The following is a 13,510-nucleotide window of genomic DNA, read 5'->3' as shown; positions in this document are numbered from 1 at the left end:
TTTTATCTTCCCCGCCGACGAATAATGCTATGCGCATCCAGTAATGTGAGTAATTTATTACTGTTAGACGCGCAACACAGCTGCCAGTTAACTGAGCAACAATTAAAAAAAGTAAAGCTATAACGCAACGCTGACGCGATGTGTGCAGATTCTCAATGAAGATCAGCGCGGCCTGACAAACCGGGCGATGTTCTGTTTTAAAAACAATTGATAATTAAATCGATTTTCAAGCATTCCAGTCGGGAGACTGCATATATATATGTTTGACGTTATCTGACACGCATAGATTGTGCGCGCTGTTGTTGTGGCTGAATGCAAGAGTCAGACACAATGAAAAGAATGCTCATTAATGCGACGCAGGAAGAAGAAATCCGCGTTGCGCTGGTCGATGGCCAGAAACTTTACGATCTGGATATTGAGAGTCCAGGTCACGAACAGAAAAAAGCCAATATATACAAAGGCAAAATCACCCGGGTTGAGCCTAGCCTGGAAGCTGCTTTCGTCGACTACGGCGCAGAGCGGCATGGTTTTCTGCCACTGAAAGAAATTTCCCGCGAATATTTCCCTGCCAATTATGCCTTTGACGGTCGCCCAAATATTAAAGAAGTGGTGCGCGAAGGTCAGGAAGTTATTATCCAGATCGACAAAGAAGAGCGTGGCCAAAAAGGCGCAGCGCTGACTACTTTTATCAGTCTGGCTGGTTCTTACTTAGTGTTGATGCCTAACAACCCGCGCGCTGGTGGTATTTCGCGCCGCATTGAAGGTGACGAGCGGCAAGAACTGAAGGATTCATTAGGTCAACTCGAGATGCCAGATGGCATGGGTCTGATTGTACGCACCGCTGGTGTTGGCAAATCATACGAAGAGCTTGATTACGATTTAAAAGCGCTGATGAAGCATTGGTCAGCTATTACTTCTGAAGCACAAAATCGCCCTGCTCCGTTCCTGATCCATCAGGAAAGCAACGTAGTTTTCCGTGCCATTCGCGACTATCTGCGTCGTGATGTCGGCGAGATCCTGATCGACAACCCACGTATTTTCGAAGAAGCCAAACTGTATATTCAGCAGTTCCGCCCAGACTTTGCACATCGCGTGAAAATGTATCAGGGTGAAACGCCACTGTTTATGCATTATCAAATCGAAACTCAGATTGAGTCTGCGTTCCGTCGTGAAGTCCGTCTGCCAAGCGGTGGCTCGATCGTGATCGATTCTACCGAAGCATTGACTGCTATCGATATCAACTCGTCTAAAGCAACTAAAGGCGGTGATATCGAAGAAACCGCGTTTAATACCAACTTAGAAGCTGCCGACGAAATCGCCCGTCAGTTACGTTTACGTGACTTAGGTGGCCTAATCGTCATCGACTTCATCGATATGACGCCAGTTCGTCATCAGCGCGAAGTTGAAAACCGCTTAAAAGATGCGGTCAAACAAGACCGTGCCCGGGTTCAAATTGGCCGGATCTCACGGTTCGGATTGTTAGAGATGTCGCGTCAACGTCTGCGGCCATCACTGGGTGAATCTGCCACGCACGTCTGCCCGCGCTGTCATGGTCGCGGTACTATCCGCAGTACTGAATCTTCGGCCTTATCAATCCTGCGGTTGATTGAAGAAGAAGCAATCAAAGATAACACCAGCCAAATCCATGCGCAGGTGCCAATTTCTGTTGCGACTTATCTGATGAATGAAAAACGCGAGTCCATCCGCCGCATTGAAACGCGCCATGGCATCCGTATTTTTATCATCCCGAATGAGCATTACGAAACACCACACTACGAAGTATCGCGGATCCGTCTGGACGAAGAAATTGAAGAGTCCAGTTACAATCTGGTCAAAGCGCCTGCTGTGACTAACACGCTGTACCATCCGGTATCAGACGCAGTGAAAGAAAAACCAGCAATTGCTTCGATTTCAATGGCTGATGCACCAACGCCAGTTGCTGCGCCAACAGTGAAGGCTGAAGTAGCAGTCGTTGCAGCTCAGAGTACTGAAGAAGGCCTGCTTGGTAAAATCAGCGGTTTCTTTAAGTCACTGTTTGGTGCTCCAGCAGCAGCCGCTGCACCTGAAGTGAAAGCTGAAGTACCACAACGCCGTCAGAATAATCGCGACAGTCGCAATCGTCGTGGCGGTCGTGATGGCGCCCGCGAGAATCGGGACGGTCGTACAGATAATCGCAATGAAGCTCGTGACGGACAAAAGCGCCGGCCGGACCAAGACGATAACGCCCGCACAGACAACCGACCACCGCGCCAGGAACGTTCTGACAAACCACGTAATACGCGACCAGAAGTAAAAACTGATCGTACTGATCGTGCAGAACGCACCGACCGGACCGAACGTGCGGAGCGCCCAGAACGCGCTGAACGTCCGGAACGGACTGAACGCCTCGACAAAAAGCCGCAAGCTGAAAAAGCACCTCGGCCAACGCCAATCGTAGATGCGGAAGATGAAATCCCATCATCGAGTAAAGTGGCTGAACGTCGTCAGCGTCGAAATATGCGCAAGTCTGTCCGTTTAGACAAGCAACAGCAGGCGGGTCAGTCCACTGATACTGAACTGCTTGCAGTCACAGAGCCAGTGGCGGTTGTAATCGCGCCGGTAGAACAAGCGGTCGTAGCAGTAACAACAGATGTGGCCGCATCGCTACCAGCAGATGTGTCAGCTGAACAACAGACCGACGGTACTGTTGAATCAACTGATACAACAACCAGCGAAAACCGCAGCCGTAGCCGCCGGTCACCACGTCATCTGCGTGCTGCCGGACAGAAACGGAAAAAGGAGCAACAAAATGGTGATCAAGATGATGCCGTTGATGCTCGTTATCCGGAAGAAGATGGCGTTGTCGAAGAACAGCAACTGGATCTGCCTATTGTTGCAGAAGCGACAGTCACCGCAGCTGTAGCAGCTGAAACTTCAGCAATGCCGACTGTAGAAGAAGTTGCCTCAGTAGTTGTTGAACAGACACCAGCAGCAGAAACTGCTGTAGAGGAATCAGCACCAGCTAAACCTCGTCGTCAGCGTCAGCGTGAACCTAAAGCTGTAGAAGCTACTGAAGTTTCAGTTGCCGAACCTGTCGCTGCAGAGTCCGTCGCTGCTGAAGCAGAATCTGCAGCGCCGGTAGCTGTAGCAGCAACTGTTGAACCAGTGATTGCACCAGCCGTTGTTGAAACTGTAACTGAAGTGCAGGCACCAGCGCCGGTAGAGGTTGCTGTGGTCGAAGCTGCTGTTGTTACAGCTCCGGCAGAAGTTGCGGTTGTTGAAGCAGTGGCAGCGCCTGTTGTTACAGCCCCTGTGACAACTCCTAAGGCCAAAGCGAACCGTTATGGCAATATGGTTGTTGCGACTATGACCAAACCGGTAGCCGTGGTAGAAGACAGCCCGGCAGTCGTGCCACAAGGTGTACAGTACGAGGTCAAAGCCACTGTCGAAGGCACTGCAGGTTCTGCGTCAGCCCGTCAGTCTGCTGTTGCACCAATGACTAAACCACCATCAGTGGAATAAACTGCACTGAAATAGAAAGAGCCAGCTGATGCTGGCTCTTTTTTTGTTCGCTTTGAGGTTAAACAGTTAAAGGTTAGTATTGTGCTACCGCACTGGCCTGCAGATATGCCAGAATTTTCTGTAACGCCAGGTCGCGATGACTATCAGATTCAAACAATATCTCATGCTTAGCACCGGCAAATTGTTGTACTTTCCCTTCTGCACAAAGTGGCCCCAGATCCTGGCAGAATTGCTGCTGAGCACTATTGCTAACGGCATGCTCTGCGCCGGATTGCAGCATCAGCACCGGTGTTTTAACTTGACCGGCCAACTCAGGCATTTGCTGCGCCACATCACAGGCTTGCGCCAACCAGGACCAGGTCGGCCCGCCTAACTGCAATTGTGGCTTCTGCTGATACAAATCCCGAAATAGTTGATACCGCGTCTTTGAACTGGTCAGAATATTGTCGGCAAATGCCTGATCAAGCGGATACGGTTGTGATACAAACCCAGCGTAACAATCCGGGCAAGTCCATTCAAAAGCGGCAGCCAGATAACAACCATCCTGTTCAGAAAACGCCACCTTTGCATTGGGCGCAATCATCGGTGAAGTCAGCACTGCGCGCCGAAACAGCGTTGGTTGCTGCGTCAGCATCTGCACAGCAACAGCACCACCCATCGAATGCGCCAGCAGATCCAATGGTAAATTGGTCTGCGCTTTTACAACCTCTGCGATGAACTGCAGTTGATCCTGACTATACAGCGTAAAGTCCGTAATATGGCCTTTGTGCGGATCTTCCAGCTCACGCGGCGACAAGCCCTGGCCACGATGGTCCAGGCTAAACACCGCAACACCCTGCGCGGCCAGATCAAAATAGAGCTCATGGTACTTTTGATACGCTTCGGTACGCCCCTGAACAAGCAACAGCGCGTATTTAGGCTGCGCTGGTACTACATAAGCGTACGCCAGTGCTACCCCATCTACCGTCATCATCGACCCAGTTTTAACCTGTTGCTGCCAAAAGGTTTGGATCTCTGTTGGATATAAAGTTGTTAGCGAGGTTTCCGGCACCGCTACGGCTTGAAACGCCACAACGGATAATGCGAATGCAACTAAGGTTTTTGAAAACATACCTGCCCTGATTACTTTTTGCATCTTGTGACTAAGGCTTGCAGAGCCACTAGTTGTGCTTGAATAGTGGCGCGAATTTTATCGTCTTGTATGGTTCCGTCGGGCGCAAAGACGCCACTAAAAGCATTGACGAAAACTTCAGGTTTATTCACAAAATGCAGGTCCAGATACACGCCAACCTGACGTAAATGATACTGAGCCCGTGATGTCCCCATCCCGCCGCCAGCGCCCATGATCGCCGCAGCTTTGCCGGCTAATAAATGATTCTCAGGTTCGCGTGAGGCCCAGTCCAGCGCGTTCTTCAGCGCCGGCGCGATAGAATAATTGTACTCCGGACAGGCGAAGACAAACCCATCGGCTTGCTGCATCGCTTCTAACAGCGCTATGACGGCGGTCGGTTTTGCACTGAAGTCAGCATTAAAAAACGGCACTTCAGTTAAATCAGCAATCTCCAAACTCACGCCTGTAGGCAACAGCTGCTGGGCAGTTTTTAACAAGGTCATATTGTGGGAAGCTTTGCGCAGGCTGCCACAGATACCTAATAAACGGATCTCCGTCATTTACCGTCTCCTTCAGTCGCCACCCCTGGATGGCCATAACGTTTTTTAAGTGCCCACCAGCAAAGTACTGCCACAAGCGGGATCATGATCAAACTGAGAACTATCAGCCACATCGGATGTGGCAACAAATAGAAATTAGATACAGCGCCTAAAAACACTAAGCTGCCAATCGCCAATGCAAAGCGACCACGACAACGTCCAGCGAGCGTAGTGGCCGCCGTCAGGCCGGTAAAGATGCCAAGCAACCAACCGACCAATACCAACAGCAGGGCGCCAGCCGGCAATTGTTTCAGATATGCCGAAACGGCAGAACTATCCTGCCAATCCAATTCAGCAGGCGCTCGGTACAAGATGTGCCCTAGTTGTTCTACTGCGGAGATGGTGAAGAAGGTCACTACCACTCCGGCAAGCAGAGCCAAAGTAGTCCGTAACAATGCTGGCATCGCAGGTCTCCTGGTCTGAGGTTGCGCTAGCAACAGTAAACTGTTGTCTGGCAACGGCTGATAAATATGCCATTGCAGTATGACGATACTGTGCAGAAATTAGCAAATTTTTGCTGGAAGTTCTGTTACTTAGCCAACCAAAGCGGCAGAATTCGTCGTTATAGAATGGTCACTTGGCGGGACGGATTTAGTTGGACGCGCTGAACTCCGGGCCAGATCTGCCCGCCAAGCATGGCTTCTGTCCAGCGTTGAAAAGGCAACATAAACTGCTGCAAGGTTAGCGTATCCATGCCTGTCCCCTGCTGTTGCCATAACAAATCTTCTTGCTGCTGGCGCCAACGGCAGATCGTTGGCCAATTGGGCGCCTGCAGATAAAGCATCTGCGAAAAAAGCGGCCAAAGCGGTTCGTACCACAGTTGTAGTTGTTGGTTTTGGTAATCTCGCCAGATTGCTGCATTAGGTTCCATATCCAGCGAATTCACCGCTAGCGCCAACTGTTCTGCACTTTGGGCCACCGCGCCCAAACACCAACCTTCGACAATCAGCACGTCAAAAAGAGCGGTGGCTAAGTCGTCACAGCTATCGTCACTGGCTTTGTTAAATCTTGGCAAGGTTAACGCTTTGCCCTCACGCTGCAATTGCAGATCCTGATGGAGACGCTCAATTTGATGAGTCCCCGGCACACCGCGCATGGCGAATAACGGATGGATTTGGCGGGCTAGTCTCTGACGGTCACTCCGGCTTAAATAATAATCATCCAACGACACCACGCCACAGCGTAGACCATCTTGCTGCAGAGCCAGTTGCAGGCTGGCAGCTAAGGTAGTTTTACCGCAGCCCTGCGCACCACTGATAGCATAAATTTTTAGGCCGTTCTGCCTGATTTGCTGCGCACAGGCACTGACCAAAGACGCGTTCAGCAAAGGATCACCCATCGTCATGACTTATCTCGGATACGATGCCGCCATTCGTTGTAAGATCACCACGTCAGGCCCGATGATTTCCACAATAAAACCATCGCGCTGCGCGAGCCAGCGAAAAGTATCGGCATGAAAGAAGCTAACGTGTGTCGGGTCATTTTTATAGTGCCATTTGGCAAAATCAGCCGGCAGCTCAGGTCTTAATCGGGTCATCAGCCCAAGCCAACCAGAGTCTTTTAATAAATCCAACCATAACTTCCATTCGATGGCTGGCTGATAAAAGTGTTCGATGGCTTCGGTCGAACAGATAAAATCGTAGGATTGCTGTAAAAGCTGCGCGTCTGGTGCAAAGTACGGATCGTAGTTACTGACTGAGTGTCCGCCTTGCTCGAGTAACAAATACAAGGTAGGACCAGGGCCGGCGCCAAAGTCGAGGCCGGTTAAAGGCGCTGAACCAAGCCGGTCTAACAAGGGCGCTGCTAGTTTGTTCAGGAACTGGCGATAGCCTGCATCAGCCGGATCATTTTGATGTTGTTGGTAAATTGCTAATTCAGCGTCATTGGTCAATAGACTCTGGCGGCTGGCGAACACCAGCTCACACACCGGACAATGCCAATACTGGCGTAATTTATCGGTATGGTAATGCGCGGTAGCTGCGTTTAGACACAAAGGGCATGGGTCCGGCAAGACCAGACGGGTATACTCTGACATGGAAAACTCCGAAGTCATGTCATCTCTCATGCGGCCTATCATATCAGAGCGCAGATAAACTGCCGCCACCGATTCAGTTAAAGCGCCCTTTCTGCTACACTCAGGCCCGCCTTTTTTCAGCGACAGAAGAAGTGATCATGACTCTTGCAACTCAGGTCCTGGCGGTCAACGATGACCTGCCGATCCGCACGAATTTACCTGTACATTCCGGCAAAGTCCGCAGTGTCTATTGGCTGACCGAACAGGACAGCGCCCGTTTAATCCGCGAAAAAAATTACCCGGTGCCCGCCGATACGCCACTGGCTATTATGGTCATTAGCGACCGGATCTCCGCATTCGATTGTATCTGGCAAGGTGAAAACGGCCTGAATGGCGTGCCTGGTAAAGGCGCGGCGTTAAATGCAATTTCAAATCACTGGTTTTCTCTGTTTAAACAACATGGGCTGGCTGACAGCCATATTCTGGACATCCCGCACCCATTGGTCTGGATTGTACAAAAAGCCCGTCCGGTAAAAATCGAAGCCATTGCCCGGCAATACATCACAGGCTCCATGTGGCGTGCTTACAGCAAAGGTGAACGTGAATTCTGTGGCATCACCTTACCGGAACGCCTGCAAAAAGAGCAGAAACTGCCCGAGATCCTGATCACACCATCGACCAAAGGCATTTTGACTGGCCTTGCCGGCGTACCGGAAGCCGATGACGTTAACATTTCCCGTGCCGATATTGAGCGTCATTATCAGGCCTTTGGCTTTGAACAACTGTCCGATATCGCTTTATACGAAACGCTGCTGAAACAAGGCTTTGCGGTGATTAGCGATGCATTAGCCGCACTTGACCAGATGTTTGTCGACACCAAGTTTGAGTTTGGTTATGTCAAAGACACCCAGGGCAACAGCAAACTGATTTACATGGATGAAGTCGGCACGCCAGACAGTTCGAGAATTTGGGACGGCGCTTCGTGGCGCGATGGCCAAATCGTCGAACAATCCAAAGAAGGTTTCCGCCAGTGGCTGCTTAATCACTTCCCGGATCCGGATATTCTGCTGAACAAAGACCGCATGCCAGAGCGTGCTGCTTTAGCCCGCGACAACCAGTTACCGACTGAAGTGATGATGGATATCTCGCGCACCTATCTGGGGATCGCGGAAAAAGTCATTGGCCGTCGTATTGAACTCTCTGCTAATCCTAAGGCGGAAATCATCGACGTGTTAAAGCAGCAATATGGCTTAGTTGACTAAATGGCTTAGTTGACTAGATTTGCTGATAGAAATAAGCCCGCTGCTGCGGGCTTTTTTACTGGCGCCAGATCACATGGTGTCAGGTTACATCGAGATGCCGCCATCGATCTCAACAACACGCCCAGTGAAGAAATCATTTTCAAAGATATATTTGGCAGTATGGGCAATTTCTGCCGCTTCGCCTAAACGGCCAACAGGTTTCATTGCCACCAAACGATCGCGGGCTTCCGGTTTCATCGCATCGGTCATTGCGGTCCGGATCACGCCAGGCGCAATAGCACCAACCCGAATGCCGTAACGGCCTAGTTCACGGGCCCAAGTTACGGTCATCGCCACGACACCGGCTTTAGATGCCGCATAGTTGGTTTGGCCCATATTGCCGCCCCGCGCCACGCTCGACATATTGATGATGACGCCCTTGCGGCCGGTCTGCACCATCAATGCCGCCGCTTCGCGACCGCATAGAAACACGCCCGTTAGGTTCACGTCTATCACTGACTGGAACTGCTGTAATGGCATTTTGCCGGTGAGCTGCCCGTCTTTATATTTGAGCAGCAAACCGTCGCGTAAAATACCGGCATTGTTGATCAGACCGTCGATACCACCAAAATCGGCAGCAATAGCCGCAAAAGTTTGTTCCACGCTGGTTTCGTCTGCCACATTGGCAGCGTACGTTTCAACCCGCACACCAGTAGCGCGAAGCTCTGTCGCAGCCGCCATAAGCTGTTCGGCATTCATATCAATCAGCGCCAGCGCAGCGCCATTATCTGCACACATCCGCGCCATTTCCAGGCCAAGACCTTGCGCGCCGCCTGTGATCACAATCACTTTATCTTGTAAATTCATCGAACTAACCTTTGTGCCACAGGCACTTATTTTTTACTGAAAAAACGGAAAATACTGGAAAAATCCAGCTTGCCATTGCCCTGACGCTGATGCTGCACGTATAGATTCCGCGCCAACGCGCCCATCGGAGTGGACGATTGACTTTGCTGGGCACATTCACTGGCAAGACCTAAATCTTTCGCCATCAAGTCGACCATAAAGCCCCCCTGATAGTTGTTGCTGGAAGGCACATTAGGCTGGACATCCGGGCACGGATTATACAGCTCCAATGTCCAGTTCCGGCCGGAGCTTTTCAACATGATTTCTGACAGCACTTTCGGATCCAGGCCATTATCGACGCCTAATTGCAGCGCTTCGCTGGTGCCGACCATCAACACCGACAACAACATGTTGTTGCAGATTTTCGCGATTTGACCGGCACCTACTTCGCCTGCATGAAACAAGTTTTTACCCATGGCTGACAACACATCGTTGGCGCGCTGGAAATTTTCCGCAGAGCCGCCGACGATAAAGGTCAGAGTACCGGCTTTGGCGCCGCCAACTCCGCCTGAGACCGGCGCGTCAACAAAGGCAATACCGGCGTCACCCAGTAAAGCGCCCACCTGACGCGCGCTTTGCGCATCAATTGTGGAACAATCCAGCACTAAAGCACCGGCTTTTATATCGCTGCGCACGTCCTGATAAAGACCAATGACATGTTTGCCGGCCGGTAACATCGAAATGACGAAATCAGCGCCTTGTACCGCCGCCTTGGCAGACCCGGCAGCAATAGCACCATCAGCTGCGACAGCAGCTAACGCGTCTTTGTTCAGGTCAAACGCCTGCACCTGAAACCCGGCTTTTTGCAGGTTCAGCGCCATTGGGCCACCCATATTGCCAAGGCCGATAAATGCGACAACTTGCATAAAATTCTCCCCTGTAACCGGCGGCCTGATTTCGCCACCTGCTCTCTTTATTGGTGTGGATAGATCCGGCCCAGCGTCGCGAGCGGATGCTCGCTAGCCGGCCACGGCGAGCTAAACAATTCATCAATGACGGTTTCGGGTACAGACGCCACGTCAGCATATAGCCACCGTGGTTGCTGATCTTTATCAATCAATAACGCGCGCACGCCTTCACTAAATTCTCCGAGCTTGCCGCACTGCACACTTAAACCAAGCTCTAAGCGGAAGCTGTCGGCCAGTATTTTCGACTGACCGAGCTGTAATAAGCGGTACACGATATGCGCTGTGATTGGGCTGCCATACTTCAGCGATGCCTTGGCTTTCCCGAGCCAGCTGTCTTCATTCGGCATTGCCAGAATCGCCGTCATAGCAGCGGGTAAATTCGGCGTATTGGCCAGCGCGGTAATTGGTGCCTGATGTAACCTGATTTGACTGGCTGGCTGCTGATTTAATGTTTGTGTTTCAATGCTCATCAGCAAGTCAGACAGTTTCTGATGGTTCAGCACCACAGTATTGCCCCAACGAATGCTTAACAGCGCGTCGAGCACTCGCTGGCGTTTGTCGTGCGGAATAAAAAAATCAGCCAGATCGATAAATTTGGCGTCAGCGGCGTTAATCGACGCGCCGGTGAGTCCCAGAAACAAGCCACATCCGGCAGGCATCCGGTTTAAAAACCAACTACCGCCAACATCCGGATACAAACCTATCGCCATTTCTGGCATTGCAATGCGACTGGTTGCCGTCACGACACGGTGCGAAGCGCCAGCCATCAGGCCTAAACCACCGCCCATCACGATGCCATTGCCCCACACCAGCACCGGTTTGTCAAAGGTGTGAATGAGGTAGTCCAGCGTGTATTCTTTGGTAAAAAACTCAGTCACATAAGGCTGAAAAGTACCGGGATTGGCTTTCATCGTATGATACAAGTCACGAATATCACCACCGGCGCAAAAGGCTTTATCGCCAGCGCCCTGCAGCAACACCATGGCGATATCCGGGTTTTCCTTCCACTGCTGCATCTGCGGTAACAGTAGTTCAACCATCGGTAGGCTCAGTGCATTCAGCGATTTTTCGCTGTTCAGTGTGGCGACACCAATCTTTTTGCCGTTCTCAGCCACCAGTTCGCTAAACAATACTACGGCGGCGTTTTGCGTTGTCTCTGTCATGCCGCAGTCCTTATCCATTTACCCAATTTGGCGCACGTTTCTGCAAAAAGGCACTAACACCTTCGACCTGATCTTTGGTATCAAACAGGCCGACAAACAGCTCCCGCTCCAGCGGCAAAGCAGCGTTAATGGTGACAGTGCGACCCTGCTGGATCAGCGTTTTACACGCAGTAACTGCCGACGGGCTTTGTTCGGCAACTTTGTCAGCCAGCGTCAGGGCAGCTTCTAATGCAGTGCCACTCGCAACCACTTCTTCGACTAAGCCAATTTGCAGCGCTTTTTCAGCCGTCAGACGCTCACCACAGAGGATCATCCGTTTCGCCCAGCCTTCACCAACCAGCCAAGCCAGATTCTGGGTGCCACCAGCGCAAGGTAATAAACCAACCTTGGCTTCAGGCAGCGCCATTTGCGCCTGGGTTTCGGCAATGCGGATATCACAAGCCAAAGCGACTTCAAGTCCGCCACCCATGGCATAGCCGTTAATCGCAGCAATCGACACTCCACGGAACTGGCTCAGTGTTTCAAACGCCTCTCCAAAAATCCGCGCCATATCGCTGGCGACTGCTTTATCACCGTTGGCAAACAAATTTAAATCTGCGCCAGCAGAAAAAAACTTCTGGCCTTCACCGGTGATCACCAGCGCATACACCGATTTATTCTGATTCAGTTCGCGCACCGTATCGCGTAAGGCGGTCAGTGTTTCACGCGTCCAGGTATTGGCCGGCGGATTGGACATGATCAGCAACGCTGTGTGACCACAAAACTCAAGTTTTAACTGGGCCATTGGGATCCCCCATTCGAAATTGCCATCCACGGGCTGCATCCGGCAGCCCGCTGCTTTTTTTCTTTGTTTTTATTTTGGATACAAAATTACAGAATATCAGAGGCCGCGCTATCGAGTAAGCGCCGGCCAATAATCAGCCGCATAATCTCGTTGGTGCCTTCTAAAATCTGGTGCACCCGCACGTCACGGAAATGCCGTTCCAGCGGATATTCTTTGATGTAGCCATAACCGCCGTGAATTTGTAGTGCCTGATCACAGACCTGAAACCCAATGTCAGTGGCAAAACGTTTTGCCATCGCGCAGTATGCGGTTGCTTCCGGGTCTTGCTGGTCCAGTTTGAAGGCGGCTAGACGGACAAGTTGGCGAGCAGCAACCAGTTCAGTGGCCATATCAGCCAGTTTGAATTGCAACGCCTGAAAAGCGGCCAGTGGCTTGCCGAATTGCTCGCGCTCCAGCATGTAATCACGCGCAGTGTTTAATGCCTGCTGAGCAGTACCGATTGAGCAGGTCGCGATATTGATCCGACCACCATCCAGGCCCTTCATCGCAAAAGTGAAACCCTGACCTTCAGCGCCCAATAAGTTTTCCGCGGGCACCCGGACATTATCAAAGGTGACCAGACGAGTCGGCTGCGCATTCCAGCCCATTTTTTCTTCGGCCTTGCCATAAATCACGCCTTCAGCATTCGCTGGCACGACAAAAGCGGAAATGCCTTTTGGACCGGCTTCGCCAGTGCGCGCCATCACCACTAATACTTCAGTGCTGCCCGCACCGGAGATAAACATTTTTGAGCCGTTGATGACATAGCTGTCGCCGTCTTTTTTCGCGCTGGTGCGAAGTGAAGCGGCATCAGAACCTGAACCAGGTTCCGTTAAGCAATAAGAGGCCAGCTGCTCGCCGGTCACTAGCGTTGGACACCAGGCGGCTTTGATTGCGTCAGTGCCCCAGGTTGCGATCATCCAGGTCGCCATGTTGTGGATAGTCAGCATCGCTGTCGTCGCGGTACAGCCCATCGCCAATTGTTCGAAAATAATCGACGAATCAAGCCGGGACAGGCCTAAGCCACCAGCGTCTTCCGGTGTATACAGGCTGCAAAAACCCAGTTCACCGGCTTTTTGCAGCACATCTTTGGGGAAATGGTGTTCACGGTCCCACTGGGCGGCAAAAGGTGCCAGCTCAGTATCGGCAAATTGACGCGCGGTGTCGGCAAAGGCTTTTTGATCGTCAGTTAAATTAAAATTCATCGTTTGACCTCGGAGTTGATCAGACCAGCCGCTGTTGTT

General features: G+C 51.4%; 12 protein-coding genes. 2 read left to right on the top strand and 10 right to left on the bottom strand.

What is annotated here, in order from left to right:
• Positions 1-330 precede the first annotated feature (330 nt).
• Positions 331-3,501, top strand: coding sequence for a ribonuclease E (gene rne / locus ACFFJP_RS08955; protein ID WP_377242586.1), 3,171 nt, complete (start codon positions 331-333; stop codon positions 3,499-3,501).
• 73 nt (positions 3,502-3,574) lie between these two features.
• Here the strand turns inward: rne and ACFFJP_RS08950 are convergent, their stop codons facing one another.
• The 5 genes from ACFFJP_RS08950 to ACFFJP_RS08930 form a co-directional block, all read right to left on the bottom strand.
• Entirely contained in the window at positions 3,575-4,612 is a 1,038-nt protein-coding gene (locus ACFFJP_RS08950) for an alpha/beta fold hydrolase (RefSeq protein WP_377242584.1), read from the bottom strand.
• 11 nt (positions 4,613-4,623) lie between these two features.
• A complete protein-coding gene (locus ACFFJP_RS08945; RefSeq protein WP_377242582.1) occupies positions 4,624-5,172 on the bottom strand; it encodes an NADPH-dependent FMN reductase in 549 nt (182 codons plus the stop codon).
• Positions 5,169-5,615: a hypothetical protein gene (locus tag ACFFJP_RS08940; RefSeq protein WP_377242579.1), complete on the bottom strand. Its 447-nt coding sequence runs from the start codon at positions 5,613-5,615 to the stop codon at positions 5,169-5,171. Before ACFFJP_RS08940 ends, ACFFJP_RS08945 begins: the two co-directional genes overlap by 4 nt.
• Positions 5,616-5,773: 158 nt before the next feature.
• Entirely contained in the window at positions 5,774-6,556 is a 783-nt protein-coding gene (locus ACFFJP_RS08935) for a kinase (RefSeq protein ID WP_377242577.1), read from the bottom strand.
• 3 nt (positions 6,557-6,559) lie between these two features.
• Positions 6,560-7,246 (bottom strand): class I SAM-dependent methyltransferase, encoded by a 687-nt coding sequence (locus tag ACFFJP_RS08930; RefSeq protein ID WP_377242575.1) that lies wholly within the window; start codon positions 7,244-7,246, stop codon positions 6,560-6,562.
• A gap of 137 nt (positions 7,247-7,383) precedes the next feature.
• Here ACFFJP_RS08930 and ACFFJP_RS08925 point away from each other — a divergent pair, with 137 nt between their 5' ends.
• Positions 7,384-8,487 carry a phosphoribosylaminoimidazolesuccinocarboxamide synthase gene (locus tag ACFFJP_RS08925; RefSeq protein ID WP_377242573.1) on the top strand — a complete coding sequence of 368 codons (1,104 nt, stop codon included), beginning with the start codon at positions 7,384-7,386 and terminating at the stop codon, positions 8,485-8,487.
• Positions 8,488-8,571: 84 nt separating this feature from the next.
• On the opposite strand, the gene ACFFJP_RS08920 is transcribed toward ACFFJP_RS08925, so the two are convergent.
• The 5 genes from ACFFJP_RS08920 to ACFFJP_RS08900 are packed head-to-tail and all read right to left on the bottom strand — an operon-like array spanning position 8,572 to position 13,471.
• Positions 8,572-9,333, bottom strand: a complete 762-nt coding sequence (locus ACFFJP_RS08920; RefSeq protein ID WP_377242571.1) for an SDR family oxidoreductase — start codon at positions 9,331-9,333, stop codon at positions 8,572-8,574.
• A 26-nt stretch (positions 9,334-9,359) separates the two neighbouring features.
• Complete coding sequence (mmsB, locus tag ACFFJP_RS08915; protein WP_377242569.1) at positions 9,360-10,238, bottom strand: 3-hydroxyisobutyrate dehydrogenase; 879 nt, start codon at positions 10,236-10,238, stop codon at positions 9,360-9,362.
• 47 nt (positions 10,239-10,285) lie between these two features.
• Positions 10,286-11,443 carry an enoyl-CoA hydratase/isomerase family protein gene (locus ACFFJP_RS08910; protein ID WP_377242567.1) on the bottom strand — a complete coding sequence of 386 codons (1,158 nt, stop codon included), beginning with the start codon at positions 11,441-11,443 and terminating at the stop codon, positions 10,286-10,288.
• 10 nt (positions 11,444-11,453) lie between these two features.
• Complete coding sequence (locus tag ACFFJP_RS08905) at positions 11,454-12,257, bottom strand: enoyl-CoA hydratase (RefSeq protein ID WP_377242565.1); 804 nt, start codon at positions 12,255-12,257, stop codon at positions 11,454-11,456.
• A 56-nt stretch (positions 12,258-12,313) separates the two neighbouring features.
• Positions 12,314-13,471, bottom strand: coding sequence for an acyl-CoA dehydrogenase family protein (locus ACFFJP_RS08900; protein WP_377242563.1), 1,158 nt, complete (start codon positions 13,469-13,471; stop codon positions 12,314-12,316).
• Between the last annotated feature and the right edge of the window lie 39 nt (positions 13,472-13,510).

The organism is Rheinheimera tilapiae, from assembly GCF_042432165.1.
In the GTDB taxonomy this organism is placed as follows: Bacteria; Pseudomonadota; Gammaproteobacteria; order Enterobacterales; family Alteromonadaceae; genus Pararheinheimera; species Pararheinheimera tilapiae.
The sequence above is the reverse complement of the archived record's forward strand: the minus strand, read 5'-3'. Positions and strand labels throughout refer to the sequence as shown.

Bases quoted from the DNA above. Each gene is read 5' to 3' on its own strand.
- ACFFJP_RS08920 (WP_377242571.1), bottom strand. From the start codon at position 9,333: ATGAATTTACAAGATAAAGTGATTGTGATCACAGGCGGCGCGCAAGGT.
- ACFFJP_RS08900 (WP_377242563.1), bottom strand. From the start codon at position 13,471: ATGAATTTTAATTTAACTGACGATCAAAAAGCCTTTGCCGACACCGCG.
- ACFFJP_RS08925 (WP_377242573.1), top strand. From the start codon at position 7,384: ATGACTCTTGCAACTCAGGTCCTGGCGGTCAACGATGACCTGCCGATC.
- mmsB (WP_377242569.1), bottom strand. From the start codon at position 10,238: ATGCAAGTTGTCGCATTTATCGGCCTTGGCAATATGGGTGGCCCAATG.
- ACFFJP_RS08910 (WP_377242567.1), bottom strand. From the start codon at position 11,443: ATGACAGAGACAACGCAAAACGCCGCCGTAGTATTGTTTAGCGAACTG.
- ACFFJP_RS08945 (WP_377242582.1), bottom strand. From the start codon at position 5,172: ATGACGGAGATCCGTTTATTAGGTATCTGTGGCAGCCTGCGCAAAGCT.
- ACFFJP_RS08950 (WP_377242584.1), bottom strand. From the start codon at position 4,612: ATGTTTTCAAAAACCTTAGTTGCATTCGCATTATCCGTTGTGGCGTTT.
- ACFFJP_RS08935 (WP_377242577.1), bottom strand. From the start codon at position 6,556: ATGACGATGGGTGATCCTTTGCTGAACGCGTCTTTGGTCAGTGCCTGT.
- rne (WP_377242586.1), top strand. From the start codon at position 331: ATGAAAAGAATGCTCATTAATGCGACGCAGGAAGAAGAAATCCGCGTT.
- ACFFJP_RS08940 (WP_377242579.1), bottom strand. From the start codon at position 5,615: ATGCCAGCATTGTTACGGACTACTTTGGCTCTGCTTGCCGGAGTGGTA.
- ACFFJP_RS08930 (WP_377242575.1), bottom strand. From the start codon at position 7,246: ATGTCAGAGTATACCCGTCTGGTCTTGCCGGACCCATGCCCTTTGTGT.